Annotated in this window: 15 protein-coding genes; 10 read left to right on the top strand and 5 right to left on the bottom strand. The window is 38.5% G+C overall.

Annotated elements, in window-relative coordinates; translation table 11 throughout:
- The first annotated feature begins 11 nt into the window (after positions 1 to 11).
- Positions 12 to 344 (top strand): DUF2185 domain-containing protein, encoded by a 333-nt coding sequence (locus HOO91_01910; GenBank protein NOU16301.1) that lies wholly within the window; start codon positions 12 to 14, stop codon positions 342 to 344.
- A 259-nt stretch (positions 345 to 603) separates the two neighbouring features.
- On the opposite strand, the gene HOO91_01905 is transcribed toward HOO91_01910, so the two are convergent.
- From HOO91_01905 to HOO91_01885, 5 genes are all read right to left on the bottom strand, one after another.
- The gene (locus tag HOO91_01905; protein ID NOU16300.1) at positions 604 to 1806 is read right to left on the bottom strand and encodes a radical SAM protein; all 1203 of its coding nucleotides are present in this window, start codon (positions 1804 to 1806) and stop codon (positions 604 to 606) included.
- Between the two features lie 650 nt (positions 1807 to 2456).
- Entirely contained in the window at positions 2457 to 2909 is a 453-nt protein-coding gene (locus HOO91_01900) for a GatB/YqeY domain-containing protein (GenBank protein NOU16299.1), read from the bottom strand.
- Positions 2910 to 3062: 153 nt separating this feature from the next.
- Positions 3063 to 3398 carry a hypothetical protein gene (locus tag HOO91_01895; GenBank protein NOU16298.1) on the bottom strand — a complete coding sequence of 112 codons (336 nt, stop codon included), beginning with the start codon at positions 3396 to 3398 and terminating at the stop codon, positions 3063 to 3065.
- 43 nt (positions 3399 to 3441) lie between these two features.
- Positions 3442 to 3813 carry an ATP-binding protein gene (locus HOO91_01890; protein ID NOU16297.1) on the bottom strand — a complete coding sequence of 124 codons (372 nt, stop codon included), beginning with the start codon at positions 3811 to 3813 and terminating at the stop codon, positions 3442 to 3444.
- Between the two features lie 148 nt (positions 3814 to 3961).
- A complete protein-coding gene (locus HOO91_01885) occupies positions 3962 to 5308 on the bottom strand; it encodes a Fic family protein (GenBank protein NOU16296.1) in 1347 nt (448 codons plus the stop codon).
- Between the two features lie 328 nt (positions 5309 to 5636).
- On the opposite strand from HOO91_01885, the gene HOO91_01880 reads away from it, so the two are divergent.
- From HOO91_01880 to murG, 9 genes are all read left to right on the top strand, one after another.
- Complete coding sequence (locus HOO91_01880; protein NOU16295.1) at positions 5637 to 6101, top strand: division/cell wall cluster transcriptional repressor MraZ; 465 nt, start codon at positions 5637 to 5639, stop codon at positions 6099 to 6101.
- A complete protein-coding gene (rsmH, locus tag HOO91_01875; protein ID NOU16294.1) occupies positions 6101 to 6997 on the top strand; it encodes a 16S rRNA (cytosine(1402)-N(4))-methyltransferase RsmH in 897 nt (298 codons plus the stop codon). The genes HOO91_01880 and rsmH overlap by 1 nt, the downstream gene beginning before the upstream one ends.
- Positions 6994 to 7368 carry a hypothetical protein gene (locus HOO91_01870; GenBank protein NOU16293.1) on the top strand — a complete coding sequence of 125 codons (375 nt, stop codon included), beginning with the start codon at positions 6994 to 6996 and terminating at the stop codon, positions 7366 to 7368. Before rsmH ends, HOO91_01870 begins: the two co-directional genes overlap by 4 nt.
- A 142-nt stretch (positions 7369 to 7510) precedes the next feature.
- Entirely contained in the window at positions 7511 to 9631 is a 2121-nt protein-coding gene (locus HOO91_01865) for a transpeptidase family protein (protein NOU16292.1), read from the top strand.
- 2 nt (positions 9632 to 9633) lie between these two features.
- Positions 9634 to 11091, top strand: a complete 1458-nt coding sequence (locus HOO91_01860) for a UDP-N-acetylmuramoyl-L-alanyl-D-glutamate--2,6-diaminopimelate ligase (GenBank protein NOU16291.1) — start codon at positions 9634 to 9636, stop codon at positions 11089 to 11091.
- Position 11092: 1 nt separating this feature from the next.
- Positions 11093 to 12343, top strand: coding sequence for a phospho-N-acetylmuramoyl-pentapeptide-transferase (locus tag HOO91_01855; GenBank protein NOU16290.1), 1251 nt, complete (start codon positions 11093 to 11095; stop codon positions 12341 to 12343).
- Between the two features lie 21 nt (positions 12344 to 12364).
- Positions 12365 to 13699 carry a UDP-N-acetylmuramoyl-L-alanine--D-glutamate ligase gene (gene murD / locus HOO91_01850; protein NOU16289.1) on the top strand — a complete coding sequence of 445 codons (1335 nt, stop codon included), beginning with the start codon at positions 12365 to 12367 and terminating at the stop codon, positions 13697 to 13699.
- An 84-nt stretch (positions 13700 to 13783) separates the two neighbouring features.
- Entirely contained in the window at positions 13784 to 14953 is a 1170-nt protein-coding gene (locus HOO91_01845; protein NOU16288.1) for an FtsW/RodA/SpoVE family cell cycle protein, read from the top strand.
- On the top strand, positions 14922 to 16037 hold the full coding sequence (murG, locus tag HOO91_01840) for an undecaprenyldiphospho-muramoylpentapeptide beta-N-acetylglucosaminyltransferase (protein NOU16287.1): 1116 nt from the start codon (positions 14922 to 14924) through the stop codon (positions 16035 to 16037). The genes HOO91_01845 and murG overlap by 32 nt, the downstream gene beginning before the upstream one ends.
- Positions 16038 to 16081 lie beyond the last annotated feature (44 nt).

Below are 16081 nucleotides of genomic sequence, written 5' to 3'. Positions count from 1 at the left end.
GAATGAACAAAATGAATAATAATTACAAGATAAAACCTGAGGATATCAAAGATTTGATTCACCCATCGGGATATTGCTATGCCTCCGATAAGGTGACTGTAGATGGATTGCCTGTAGGCTTTATGTATCGCGAAAAGTCCGAGGATGAGGAGGATAGCGGTTGGCGTTTCTACTCAGGAACCGAAACCGATGAGTATGTTGAAAACGAGCACCACTTTATGATGTTCGACTTGAACTATATTGCCAACTGTGACCCTACAATTATCCCCTATCTTAAATCGAAAAAGGGAGCTGAATTCGAAAGAATTGAGGGAACGGATAAGTTTGTTGAGATAAAAGATTAATTAACAGATCTGTGCCTAGAGTTTGAAGTGCCTAAAATACCTAAAGTTCTCGTATGCATAGAAGTATGCCCTGCAAAAGCATTAAATGGTATTACAGTAAATCAAGAACGTTGTCGTAAAACCTCCTGAGAAAGGGTTTGATATTTATGCATGTATTAAGTGTAGGCAAAAGTGCCCATTAAGGTTGGGAAAGAAATAAAAATATTGGAGATAAAGGTGGCTCGTTATAATCTCTAGTATTCTTACAAAAAATGTTTGTTTAAACAATCTCCTTTTCTATAGTTGGATCGTACTCCAATTCTAAAGCTCGCTTAAAGTATGCGTTCGCTATTTGCGGGTTTCCGTGCTGCTTTGCTTCTCTGCCTAATGCAATTAATTCTGAGGAATCATTTAGCTTACTAATCCTCTCCTGCTCTTTCTTGTAGGCACAACTATAGGAACAGTATATGTTCTCAACAGGTTTAAAGTCCTTATTATACTTTAAACTGGGACAACCACCAAGACAATAGGATGAGTACTGACACTCATGGCAGAAACCTACAAGAGAATCTTTGCTCATCTTCCTATTCCATGCAAAACTATTCTCATCGTGCCAAATATCCCATAGCGTTCGTTCGTATAAATTCCCTTCAACAAAACGGTTTTTGGTAAGGGCAATACAACCCGTAATATCCCCATTAGCCTTGATTCCAAAAGTAGATTTACCTGCAGCGCATCCATTTATAAAGGTTGTTAGACCATACCTTGGCAATGATCGATAGGATCTAACCTCAATTTCTTTGGCATTATAATGACCAACACAATCACCGAGGTAAACATTTACTGGAGAATCTTTATAAATGCTATGTGCAAAATCGATAACTGAATCTATTTGCTCAGGATCGAGCATAAAATTCTTTCGTTGTTCCTCCAAAGTTCCTTCGGTTACCGATAATTGTACCAGCCAATTTTTTACTCCAAACTCACATAATAATGAGTGAAGAGCAGGGAGTTCACCAATATTCCTTTTATTAACTGTAGTATTAATTGCTGTGTAGATATCCTTTCCTTTCAGTTCGCGTAAGGAATTAAAGATTCGCTTAAAAGAACCTTTTTGTCTAATTGAATCATGCGTTTCCTCAAGTCCATCTATGCTGAAACCAACCCAATCAATATTAGAGGCGATGATTTGAGTAAGTGTATCTTCATCAAAAAGCCAACCGTTGCTTAGAATACCTGCCTTTACTCCTAATTCCGATAATCTAAGGGCTACGCTTGGCCATATTCCCGAAAGTAGAACTTCGCCCCCCGAGAGCAATACAGCTTTAACTTTCAATTGGGCCAATTGCTCGCATACTTCCATTGCCTTTTCTAGGTCAATTGCAGCACTATTAACAATCTCTTTATTGTAGCAGTGTGCACACTTAAAGTTGCACTCGCTGGTTAACTCCCATACTACGGAAATAGGTTGATACTCATTCATAAAATTGATTTTTATCAAAGTATTTTGCCTCAACTTGGTTGAGGCAAAACAAAGAACAATTTAATTATAAACCTACAGGTTAAAACTACTGTAGGTTTATGCTTTTTACAATTACTCAGGCAAATCCATAGCTATAATGCCTGATAGTGGAGGATAAATAAAACCACCACCATTAACTTCTTTCAGCTCTTCTAGCTTAATCTCTTCTTGCTTAAGAACATCAATGCTAACAAAATTTTTCATAGTAATATAATTTATTATTAGCCTACTCTATTATGGTTTTTCGGCATACACCATATTCTTTTTCAAAAATTATTTTATCAGATGTTTTACTCCTTATTATATGCTTATTTCATTAATCCGAAAACCCGATTATAATTCCCAACATTAGCACAAATAAAAATACATAAATAGCCATTAAATTTATATCTAATTACCTTTAAAATTATTAATTCAAAATGCAAAAGCATTACAGTCAATCACATAACTAAATATACTACTCAAAGTATAGATAGATTTGATATAAAGAAACTAAATATGCAAAAACGAGCAGGTAAATGCTCGTTTCATAAATTAGATATCTTCCTAAATTATTCTTCGGGACGCCCTAGTATACGGTAAATGAATAAAAATGAGGGGCTCTAAAAATCTTACCCCGCCAGTAAAGTCTTTACCTTCTCAGAAATAGCCTTACCATCGGCCTTGCCTGCAAGAGCTTTTGAAGCAACACCCATTACTTTACCCATATCCGATGGGGCTTTGGCGCCTACCTGCTCAATTATCTTTTTAACCTCAACGGTTAATTCAGCATCAGAAAGCATCTTTGGGAGGTACTCCTCAATGACCTTAGCCTCTGCTAACTCTTTTTCAGCAAGTTCAGGGCGATTCTGCTGCTGATAGATTTCGGCAGATTCCTTGCGTTGTTTAACCTGCTTTTGTAACAGTTTCATTTCAGCATCAGCCGAAATAGTATCGGTATGACCTTTTTCGGTTTTAGCAAGTAGAATTGCACTTTTTACTGCCCGTAGGGCTTCAAGGCGAATTTTTTCTTTTGCCATCATGGCTGCCTTGATATCGTTGTTGATTTTTTCTTCTAATGACATAGTATTATATTTTGGTTATGTTTGATTTGTTGTATTTCATTAACTAAAAAGACAAAAATCAAATTTCAAATTTCAAAAAAACAGAACGCAGATAAAACGGGCTCACACAGATTAAAACTTAGCGTCTTTGCGCCTTAGCGTTCGATGATCTAACTAATCTACATTATCATGCAAATATGCGTTATCACTTCTTAAAAAAATATCACCTTCTTCTTCCGATAAGGTAAAACGTGAAACATTGCTGGCTTTTGAATGCTCAGATTCGTCTAATTTAATGTTTTTCCGCTTGTAGGTTGGAATTTTTTCTAGCTGATCGATATTTGCCTTAACGGTCAGAGGAGTTGCATTCTGTCTTGTTCCTGTTTTAACTGGAGGTTCTTTCGTTGCGGTCTGTTGTGACTTTACCGATGTAACCAAAAATTCATCGTCATCAAAAAGACCTTTTTCGGTAGATGGTTTTGACACATCAGCATACACATTATCAGCCATTTTAACCCATCACCCAATTTTCTTTCATCTTCTGATCCTTCCTTTACTTTATGGTTTTAGACCCTTTTTTAATAAACCAGCCTTTTTCTTTGGGTTTTTTACTCATACTAATAGCTGTTTTGTAGGGTCTATTGTCCCCGGCAGGAGCCCAAATCACTAAAATATGCTTCCCATCTTTTAGATAAGGTTGTGAAACGGGAATATAGGTAGGTGAAATATTATAAGAGAGTTCAATAAGTTTTTTCTGGATAGAATCTAATTGACTAACGTCTAATCCCAAAGGTGGTAATTTTGCACACCCATTTTCTTCTTCTACGCCAATAATAATATAACCGCCATCCCAGCTGTTAATATCATTTGCATAGGCAAAGAGAATGTAAAATACTTTCTGGATTCTATCCTTTTTTAAGTTCAATACGATCCCATTCAACTGTATTACCCTGTAATAACTCATCTATGCTTATTGGTAGTGCCACTAATTTTTCTATTTTATTTTGAAATACTTATATTCATCATTCTAATTTGTAATCGAAGTTAGGTAAAAACGGCTAAACAAACCACCCTTAATTGTGGAAATTTTTCATTGCTTTAGGCAGTTCTTTCTCCAGTAGTTCCAAAAAAATTTCGGAACGGCAAAAACCTTTTGTTTTCTTATTGGTATCAATTCCCTCAAGGTATCCTCTTTTCTCAAGTTCCATAAGATCCGTTCGTGCGGTTTGGTTGGAGACGCTGAATCGGTTTTCAATCTCCTTAACGCTGAAAAGCAAATCGGGCTCCTCGTATATCCATTTTAGTATGTGCGATTGGCGTTCATTAACCCCTTTAATTTTCTGGAAATTAATAACCTGTTTCTTTTCGTTAATTTTTCGTTGGATATACTCCCTAAGACTTTGGTATGCCAGCTGCATGGTTTTCATCTTGTAGTTTATGAAATAGGTTAGATCGTTTTCATCTACCTCGCTATAGAGAAATGCTTGTGCATACTGAGTTTTGCTCTTTATGATTAATCGCGATATTGAGAGGTATTCAGTTAACCAGTACCCGCTTTTTAGTAAATACCAGTAGAAAAGTGCTCTTGCAGTTCTGCCATTTCCATCGACAAAAGGGTGAATGTAGCCAACCATAAAATGGATGATGCAGCCCTTAATGATTGGGTGAATAAATCGATTACTGTTATTCTCATTAAAGAATTGAATTAATTCGTTCATTAGCTGAGGAACTTCTTTGAAATCGGGGGGAGTGTGAACTATTTCTCCATCGGTTACATCAACAACATTTACCTCATTATCCTCTCTGTACCGCCCTTCATCAGCGCTATCATCCAGCGTTTTGTTTGTAATTAATCGATGAATTTCAAAAAGTTTTTCAAGTGTTAGGGATTCGTTCTGGATATCAACAATATGCTTGATGGTTAAATAGTTGTTAACTATCATCTGCTCTGATTTATTCTTTGGATTAATGCTTTTTCGGAGCATTTCCTTTGCAACTTTTCGGGTTGTTACTGCACCCTCAATTTGACTCGATGCAATAGCCTCTTCCATGATTGAGCTGATAAGATATCTTTTTTTACCCTCTTCTGGAATTATGCTTTTTGTGCCTAGCTCCCCTCCAATATGTAAATCGAATTCATGTAGCTCTTTTTGAATGGGGTCTGTAAGGTTGTATGTAAAGCGATATTTTCCAAAATTGATTACCTTGGCGTTAATTGTCCTAGTAAATTTAATTACTGCCCATAAAACATTTGGACTTATTCCTTCAGGCGTTTTGTAATATTTTACTTTATTCCAGTAGAGATATTTTTCATTAATATCACTTGCAATTAATTGAAAGTCTTTGTTGGTAAGTAGCCTGGCTCCTTTATTCAAAAGATCGCTACTTGATGAATCGGGTGCTTTTTCTATTGATTTCATACTAAAATATCCAAATATTTGTAAAATTAGGAAATATTAGCAAATGTAATGTAATTTCTTAAAATATCCAAATATTTGTAAAATTAGGAAATATTTGGAGGTCGTAAGGTTTACAATATTGAACCTTTGCAAGAACCCCAAGGAGGACTACATTATTACCCCGTCAACTTTGCTACAATCATTAATTTTAGTGTGTTTCATAGCATTGCCGCACCATGTTTTACTTCTGTTCTTCAAAAAGTTATCAACAAAGTGGTAAAAAGTGGGGGGATGTGGATTAAAATGGGAATTTTTTGTATATTTTTACCTTTTGAAATTATATCCAATAATGACATCATTTATAGGCGATTATGGTTGTAAGGTTGACGAGAAGGGTCGAGTGCTCTTCCCATCGGCTTTTAAGAAGCAGATTTCATCGGCTTCTCCGGATCGTTTTGTGGTTAAAAAGGATATTTTCGAAAGCTGCTTAGTGCTTTTCCCTATTGAAGAGTGGGATCGCCAGAACACCCTTATTCGTAAGAATACAAACCCCTACAACAAAGAGCATAATAAGTTTTTGAGGGAGTTTTACCGTGGTACGGCGGAGGTTACGCTCGATTCGAGTGGTCGCCTGCTAATCCCCAAACGATTACTCGATTTGGTGGGTGCCGAACGTGAGCTAATTCTCGCAGGGATGGATGGAAAAATTGAGATTTGGGCGAAGGATAAGTATGAAGGCGTTCGCACTGGCGAGGATGATTTTGCGCAGCTTGCCGAGAAAATTATGGGTTCATCGATTATAAGGGATGAGTAATGGCCTACCATATACCAGTTCTGCTTCACGAAAGCATAGAGGGGCTTGATATTAAGCCAAATGGAATCTATGTAGACCTCACTTTTGGTGGGGGCGGTCATTCCAGCGAAATACTCAAACATCTTAATAAAGGCAAACTTTTCGCCTTCGATCAGGACGAGGAAGCGTTGAAAAATACAATCGACGATAAACGTTTCACCCTAATCCGCAGCAATTTCAGATTCTTCCGCAACTTTCTTCGCTATCACAATGTCAAGGAGGTTGATGGTATTCTGGCTGATTTGGGCGTTTCATCGCACCACTTCGATAGCCCTGAGCGTGGATTTTCGTTTAGGTTCGAAGGTCCACTTGATATGCGGATGAACCAGAACCAACGTTTATTGGCAAAACAGGTGGTGAATACCTATAGCTCCGAGGATTTAGCCAACGTTCTAACCCAGTATGGCGAGTTGCAAGGGGCAAGAAGATTGGCTAACGCTATTTGCAAATCGCGCGAAGAGAAACAGATTGAAACTGTAGAACAACTTGCTGAATTGCTAAAACCGATGTTTCCAGCAAATGCGCAGAACAAGATGCTTGCTCAGGTTTTTCAGGCAATTCGCATTGAGGTGAATCAGGAGATGGAGGTGCTAAAGCAGATGCTCACCAATGCTACAAAGGCTCTTAAAAAGGATGGACGGTTGGTGGTTATTGCCTACCATTCGCTTGAGGATAGGCTGGTGAAGAACTATTTCCGCTCAGGAAATTTTGAGGGAAATCTTGATAAAGATTTTTATGGAAATGTTTCATCTCCATACGAACAGGTTAATAGAAAGGTAATTGTTCCCTCTGATGAGGAGAATAAAATAAATAGTAGGGCACGTAGCGCAAAACTTAGAATTGGACGAAAGGTATGACAGAGGAAAACGAAACGGTAGAGTTTATCGAGGAGAAACCCGAAAAGCCCAAGGATAAAAAATCATCTCTAGGGTTAAAGGATTTTCTTACTGGAAGTGTTCTTACGAGCGAAACAGTTTCGAAACAACTCCCATATATACTGTTTCTGTCATTTTTAGCGATTTTTTATATCGCAAACCGATATCGTTACGAGAAACTGGTGAGAAATGAGAAGAATTTACAGATTGAGGTTCGGAATCTAAGGGCGGAGTCTATTACAACAGCTGCACAGTTGATGTTTATTAGTAAGCAATCGGAGGTGGCTAAGCTATGTGAGATAAAAGGATTAGAGTTGAAGGAATCTGTAGTGCCCCCGAAGAAGATTAAGTAATTTGAAAATGAGGCAATGTGACAATAAGTCAATGAAACAATTTGAAAAAAAAACAATATGAACGCAAAGGCACAAAGACGCGAAGAAATAAAAGCTAATATAAAACTTAGCGTCTTGGTGTCTTAGCGTTTAAACCTTAAAGATGTCGATTAAGAAGGAAATATTGGTTCGGGTGGCGTTGGTGTACTTAATATTTGTACTCCTTGGTTTTGCTATTGTTGCAAAGATCCTTTATATCCAGTTTGTTGAGGGTAGTAAATGGCGCGAGATGGCTAAAACCATTACTTATAAAGATATCACCATTGAACCAAATAGGGGCGATATATGTGCCAATGATGGAAGGGTTTTGGCAACATCGGTTCCTTACTTTGAAATCCGAATGGATTTAAAGGCCACGGGTTTAACCAACGATGTATTCTTTGAGAAGATTGACTCCCTATCAATTTGCCTTTCGAAGTTTTTTGGTGATAAGTCATCAAAATCGTATCGATCTGAACTGGTTAATGCACGTAAATCGGCACGAAATCGAAGATTTTTCCCAATTGGAGATAGAGATATTGACTACGTTGAGTTACAGAAATTCAAAAAATTTCCACTATTCCGTTTGGGTTTAAATAAGGGTGGATTTATACCAATTCAGGTCAACCGAAGGATTCTTCCGCATCAAACTTTAGCTGCACGAACTATAGGCAATGTGAACGAGGGTGGTGTTGCTGTGGGTATTGAGGGTGCATTCAACCCGCAGCTTAAGGGCAGAACAGGGATAAGCCTTCTGCAAAGAGTTCCAGGAAATTCATGGGTTGATGTGAATAGCCCAAATCAGGTTGATCCTGAGGATGGAACTGATGTTATTACAACATTGGATGTTAACCTACAGGATTTGGCTGAGAGTGCTCTTCATAAACAGCTCGAAAAGCATGGTGCTGGCTGGGGAACAGTAATTCTTATGGAGGTTAAAACTGGCGAGATAAAGGCCATTGCTAACCTAAAGCGCGATGAGGATGGTGTTTACTCTGAGGCTTATAACTACGCAATTGGGGAGAGCGCAGAACCTGGATCTACCTTTAAAATTGCATCGTTAATTGCTTTACTTGAGGATGGCTATATCAAACTCGATGATATGGTAAATACCGGAAAAGGTAAGATGCAAATTCACGATCATCTTTTAACTGATTCCGATGAGAAGGGGCATGGGAAAATCAATGTTAAGCAGGTATTTGAGTTATCATCAAATATTGGGGTTGCCAAACTTGTAATGAAGTACTATACAGGGAAAGAGGAGAGTTTTATCGACCATCTATATAAAATGAAGTTGAATCAACCGCTAAATCTTGAAATTCAGGGTGAGGTTGCTCCATATATCAAATATCCGCACGATAAATATTGGTCGGGTCTTTCGCTACCTATGATGAGCATTGGGTACGAGGTAAAAATAACCCCTTTGCAATTGCTCACCTTCTATAATGCTATTGCTAACGATGGAACAATGGTTAAACCCCATTTAGTAAAGGCATTGCTAAAGCATGGTCAACTGGTTGAAACTTTTGGTGGGGAGGTGATATGCTCCTCAATTTGTTCAGGTTCAACGTTGAAAAAAGTACGTGAGATACTTGAAGGGGTGGTAAAAGAGGGAACGGCCCAAAATCTTAGGAATCCAAGATACATGATAGCTGGGAAAACAGGTACTGCTCAGATTGCAAAAGGAAAAAAAGGGTATAAGAATAAAGGAATGACAAGCTATCAGGCATCATTTGTTGGATACTTCCCTGCCAACGATCCAAAGTATTCGTGTATTGTAGTTGTAAACTCTCCATCTAAGAGCGTTTACTACGGAAATGTTGTTGCAGGCCCAATATTTAAGGAGATATCGGATAAGGTGTATGCCACAAGTAGTGAGTGGTTCCCCGAGGTGAATACCGATGCCGATTTAACGGATATGCCCCAATCTAAGAATGGCTACAAGCAGCATATCGAGGATGTTTTAGATGAATTAGACATTCCATTAAAGGATAAATCGAAAAAATCCAAGTGGGTATCGGTAATAAGAACCGATGAGGATGTTGAGATAAAGGATAACAATGTAATTAAAAATCTTGTACCAAATGTAACCGGGATGTGCATTAAAGATGCTCTGTTCCTGCTTGAGAATGCAGGGCTAAAAGTATCGGTAAATGGGATGGGAACTGTTAAGAGCCAATCAATATCTCCAGGAACAAAGGCGGAAAGGGGTCAACGGATTTCAATTGAAATGAGCACGAGTTAACGATGAAAAGTATAGAACGAATAATATTAAAAGATGATGCGCTTGAGGTAATTGGATTACCTGATGCAATGATAAGCGATATTACCTTCGATTCAAGGCAGGTTAAGAAGGACTCATGCTTTGTGGCTATACCCGGTACTAAGGTTGATGGGCATGAATATATCAATAAAGCCTTGGAGTTGGGAGCAAGCGTAATTGTTTGTGAGGTGTTGCCCGAAAAGAGGGTCGATGGGATTACATACATTCGAGTAAAGGATTCATCTGAGGTACTTGGAAAGATGGCCTCTTCTTTCTATGATAATCCTTCGGATAAAATTAAGCTCATTGGAATAACTGGAACTAACGGAAAGACTACAACTGTAACGTTATTATATAGATTATTCAATAAACTTGGATTCAAATCGGGCTTACTATCAACAGTTGTAAATTACATAGGTGATGATGTTATTCCTGCTACACATACAACCCCCGATGCCATTCAGCTCAATAAATTGTTGGCACAAATGGTTGAAGCAGGATGCACCCATTGCTTCATGGAGGTTAGCTCTCATTCAGTTGTGCAGAATCGAATTGCAGGATTAACTTTTGCTGGGGGATTATTCTCGAATATCACCCACGATCACCTTGATTTCCATAAAACCTTCGATGAGTATATCAAGGCTAAGAAACGATTCTTCGATTTACTTCCTTCATCCGCATTTGCTTTAACCAATATCGACGATAGAAATGGTCGAGTGATGGTTCAGAATACAACTGCAAAAGTAAATACCTACTCTTTGAGGAGTATGGCCAACTTCAAATGCAAGGTTATTGAGAATCATTTTGATGGAATGCTTCTAAATCTTGATTCTGTTGAGGTTTGGACAAGATTAGTAGGTGGCTTCAATGCATACAATATTTTGGCAATATATGCCGCAGCAAGATTACTTGGTGTAGAGAAAGAAGCGGTATTAACAGAGTTAAGTAGTATGACTGCGGTATCTGGGCGTTTTGAGCATATGAAATCGCCTAAGGAGATAAACGTTGTTGTTGACTATGCTCACACCCCCGATGCTCTTCAGAATGTAATTGATACTATAAATGAGATTAGAAATCCCGATAAAAAATTGATTACAGTAGTTGGAGCAGGAGGTAATCGCGATAAGACCAAAAGGCCTGTAATGGCTAAGGTAGCCGTTGAGGGAAGCAGTATGGTAATTCTAACATCGGATAATCCAAGGTTTGAGGAACCAGAGGATATTCTAAGCGATATGAAAGCGGGCATCGAACCATCAATGGTAGGTAAGGTGCTAACTATTGTTGATCGTAAAGAGGCAATTCGAACAGCCTACATGCTAGCAAATCAGGGTGATATAATTCTGGTAGCGGGAAAAGGGCACGAGAACTATCAGGAAATCAAAGGCGTTAAGCATCACTTTGATGATAAAGAGATAATTCAAGAACTATTTAAATCATTATAAGATGTTTTATTTCCTATTTCAATACCTTGATATGTTTGGTTTCCCTGGAGCAGGGGTATTCCAGTATATCTCTTTTAGATCTGCAATGGCTTTTATCACTTCGTTAGGAATTTCGCTACTGCTTGGTAAAAGGATAATAAGATATCTTCAGAGAAAACAGATTGGTGAGGAGATTCGCGATCTTGGACTTGAGGGTCAGATGCAGAAGAAGGGTACTCCAACCATGGGTGGTATCATCATATTAGCATCAACAGTTATACCTATTCTCCTTTTTGGAGATTTAATGAATATCTATGTAATTATAATGATGGTTACCACAATCTGGCTAGGATTTGTTGGATTCACCGATGATTATATCAAGGTATTCAAAAAGAATAAAGAGGGATTATCGGGGAAATTAAAAATATTAGGTCAAGTATCATTAGGCCTTTTTGTTGGACTTGCAATGTACATGAGTCCTAACATTGTTGTTCGTGAAAGAGTTGTACATCACAACCCATCAATGGGAACCGAAATAGTGATCAATAAGGAGAACACTGCCAGAAAGCAGGTAATCCTTGGTCCAAAGGAGAAAACAACAAAAACAACAATCCCTTTCTTTAAGAATAACGAGTTTGATTATAAATCCCTTGTTCCTTTTGATGGTAAATTGGGATTAATAGTTACATGGATAGTGTTTATAGTAGCAGTAATCTTTATGGTTACAGCCATTTCCAATGGGGCAAATCTTACTGATGGAATGGATGGCTTGGCTACCGGGGTATCTGCCATAATTGCTACAACCCTTGGAATTTTTGCTTATCTCGGGGGTAATGTAATTTATGCAGAGTATTTAAACATTATGTATATCCCAGCCACCGGGGAACTTGTGGTTTTCATGAGCGCATTTATTGGTGCAGCAGTTGGATTTCTATGGTATAACAGCTATCCAGCCCAAGTATTCATGGGTGATACGGGTAGCCTTGCAATTGGAGGAATAATTGCAGTATATGCAATTTTAATTCGTAAAGAGCTTTTGATACCTATTCTTTGCGGAATTTTTATTGCAGAGAATCTATCGGTAGTTATTCAAGTAGCATATTTTAAACGAACTAAAAAGAAATATGGTGAGGGTCGGCGTGTCTTTCTGATGGCTCCATTGCATCATCATTACCAGAAAAAGGGATACCCTGAGCCTAAAATTGTAACACGATTTTGGATTGTGGCTATTTTACTGGCGGTGATCACGGTAGTTACTCTCAAAATTCGCTAACACATTACAAACCAAAAAGAGATGAAGAGAATAGTTATTCTTGGAGGAGGCGAAAGTGGAGCAGGCGCAGCAGTGCTTGCTCAGAAAAAAGGCTTTGAAGTTTTTCTATCCGATTTCGGAGCGATTAAGCCTCAGTACAAGGAGTTGCTCAACAAATATCAAATTAGTTGGGAGGAGAGTAAGCACTCCGAAGATCTGATTCTCAATGCCGATGAGATAATTAAGAGTCCCGGAATACCAGATAAAGCCCCAATTATCTATAAGATTAGGGAGGCAGGAATTCCTATTATCTCTGAGATTGAATTTGCTGGTAGGTACACAAAAGCAAAAAAGGTTTGTATCACAGGGAGTAATGGCAAAACAACAACTACATCGCTTATTTTTCACATGATGCAGAAGGCTGGGCTAAACGTAGGTTTGGCAGGAAATATTGGTGAAAGTTTTGCCCTACAGGTTGCCGAGAATGAGTTCGATTACTATGTGATTGAGCTTAGCAGTTTTCAGCTCGATAACATGTATGATTTTAAGGCTGATATAGCCATTCTACTGAATATTACTCCCGATCATTTGGATCGGTACGATTATAAGATGCAGAACTATGTTGAGTCAAAGTTTAGGATTACGCGTAACCTAGCCGAAGATGATTGCTTTATCTTCTGCTCCGATGATGAAGTTACTGTTGAGCAGCTTAAACGTATAGTTCTTAGAGCACAGCAGCTACCTTTTTCCTTGCAGACTAAGATTAACCAATCTGCTTGGGTTGAAAACGAACACATGTACCTAAACTATGATAATAGCGAGTTTGTAATATCGATAAATGATTTATCATTAAAGGGTAAACATAACATCTATAACTCAATGGCAGCAGGTATTGCAGGTCAGGTTCTTAAAATCCGCAAGGATATTATCCGCGAGAGCCTCATGGATTTTCAAGGGGTTGAACATCGCCTAGAATCGGTAATCAAAGTGCGTGGTGTGCAGTACATCAACGACTCAAAGGCAACCAATATCAACTCAACTTGGTATGCTTTGGAGAGTATGGAAACACAGGTAGTTTGGATTGTTGGTGGTATTGATAAAGGGAATGATTACAAATCTCTTTACGAGCTTGTTAAAGCCAAAGTAAAAGCAATTGTATGCCTTGGTATCGATAACTCAAAGATTCATAAAGCATTCGAGGGAATGGTACCAGTTATTGTAGATGCACATTCGGCAACTGAGGCTGTACAGCATTCATACAAGTTATCAAGTCCTGGGGACACCGTATTGCTATCTCCTGCTTGCGCAAGTTTTGATCTATTCGAAAACTATGAGGATAGGGGGAGGAAATTTAAGGAGGCAGTTAGAGAGCTTTAAATAAGGAAAAAGACAAAAATCAAATTTTAAAAATCATATAGTTTGAACCAGTAACTAGGAACTGGAAACCAGCAACAAGAGAAAATGGAGACGTTATTCGGAAGGTATTTTAAGGGCGACAAGATAATTTGGTTGATAGTGATTTTTCTATCAATCATCTCACTTTTGGCTATTTATAGTTCAACGGGTTCGTTGGCCTATAGATATCAAGGGGGCAATACGGCCTACTACTTTCTAAAACAGTTTGTTTTTATTGCAGTTGGGCTTTCTGTTGTATTCCTTGTTCACATGGTGAATTCTAAGGTTTATGCGCCAGTATCAAAGTTTTTACTTCTGTTTTCAATTCCACTTCTGTTATTTACACTTGTATTTGGTGCAAGTTTAAACTCAGCAGCCCGATGGTTGGCCATTCCTGGGTTAGGTGTTACAATTCAAACCTCCGACATCGCAAAGATGGCACTTGTAATGTATGTTGCAAACATTCTATCGCAGCGTCAGAAAGAGATAAAAGATTTGAAAAAGGCATTTTTCCCAATAGTTGCGCCAGTTGCTGTTATCTGCCTATTAATTCTGCCAGCTAATTTCTCTACAGCATTGCTACTTGGCCTAACCTGTTGGTTATTGATGCTAATTGGTAGAATTAGTTTAAAGCACCTATTCGGATTTACGGGTCTTGCTGTAGTACTGCTTGCAGGATTTATTTTTATCGCTTTACAATTCAAAACAATTAACCGTGTTCAAACATGGAAGCACCGCATTGAAAACTTTATGAGCGGAGATGGTGGTGATGGCAACTTTCAAGCAGATCAATCAAAAATAGCAATTGCAACCGGTGGAATCATAGGTAAAGGGCCAGGGAATAGCACACAACGGAATTTTTTACCTCACCCATACTCCGATTTTATCTTTGCAATTATTGTTGAGGAGTACGGATTAATTGGAGGGACAATAGTCTTGCTAATGTACCTCATTATCCTTTTTAGAGCAGGGGTGATAGTCAAAAAGGCCAATCGAACGTTTCCGGCCTTTCTGGCAATTGGGCTGGCGTTACTGCTAGTCCTTCAGGCAATGGTGAATATGTGTGTAGCAGTAAATTTGATTCCTGTAACAGGACAAACATTGCCATTGGTTAGTATGGGGGGAACGTCCCTATTTTTTACAAGCGCAGCTTTTGGAATTATTTTAAGTATTAGCAGAACTCAAGGCAAATCTGAATTATTCGATGGAGAAGAAGAGGTTAAAGATAATAGTTAGCGGTGGTGGTACGGGAGGACATATTTTCCCAGCCATATCCATTGCGAATGCCCTTAGGGAACTTCAACCTGATGTTGATATCTTATTTGTTGGTGCAGAGGGAAGAATGGAAATGGAGAAAGTTCCCAACGCGGGTTACAAGATAGTTGGGTTGCCTGTTGCTGGTTTTCAGAGATCGCTATCGCTTAAAACCTTTACATTCTTCATTAAGCTCTATCGTAGCATGATGAAGGCTCGTAAAATAATTAAGGACTTTAAACCCGATGCAGTTGTTGGAGTTGGCGGTTATGCTAGTGGTCCAGTGCTTAAAACAGCTCAGAAGAAAGGTATTCCAACCCTGATACAGGAGCAAAACTCCTATGCTGGGGTAACAAATAAACTTTTGGCTAAAAAGGCCAAAGCCATTTGTGTTGCTTACGAAGGTATGGATAGATATTTCCCTGCCGATAAGATAATAATGACAGGGAATCCTGTTCGTCAGGATTTGGTCAACCTAGATAGCAAGAAGGATGAGGCTCGTAAGTACTTTAATATACCTGAAGGGCAGAAAGTGATACTTGTACTTGGTGGTAGTTTAGGTGCAAAAACCCTCAATAAAAGTTTGATGGGTTATATGAAGGAAATTGGTGAGCAACAGGATACAATACTTGTATGGCAAACAGGTAAACTCTACAACTCTGACATTAAACAGGAGTTAAGTGAGTTTGATGCTAAGAATGTAAGGCTATACGATTTTATTACCCGCATGGATCTTGCCTTTTCAATTGCCGATCTGATTGTATCAAGAGCAGGTGCAGGAACTATTTCGGAGTTATGCTTGGTAGGTAAACCAGTTATTCTGATACCATCGCCAAACGTAGCAGAGGATCATCAAACCAAGAATGCACAGGCATTGGAGAGAAAAAATGCAGCCATGATGATTACAGATCTAGATTCACCAAAGGAATTGGTTCCAATGGCATTTGAGTTGTTAGGAAACAAAGAGAAGCAATTAGAGCTTTCAGCGAATATTAAGTTGTTGGCTCTGCCTCATGCAGCTAAGGTAATTGCTGAAAAGGTGTTGGAGTTAGCGAGTGGAATGTAATTATAAAGGAAAATGAAAAGTTCACGCAAAGACCGCAAAGTTGA

Source organism: Bacteroidales bacterium, from assembly GCA_013141385.1.
Taxonomy (GTDB): domain Bacteria; phylum Bacteroidota; class Bacteroidia; order Bacteroidales; family Tenuifilaceae; genus UBA8529.
This window is presented reverse-complemented; position numbering and strand designations above follow the sequence as displayed.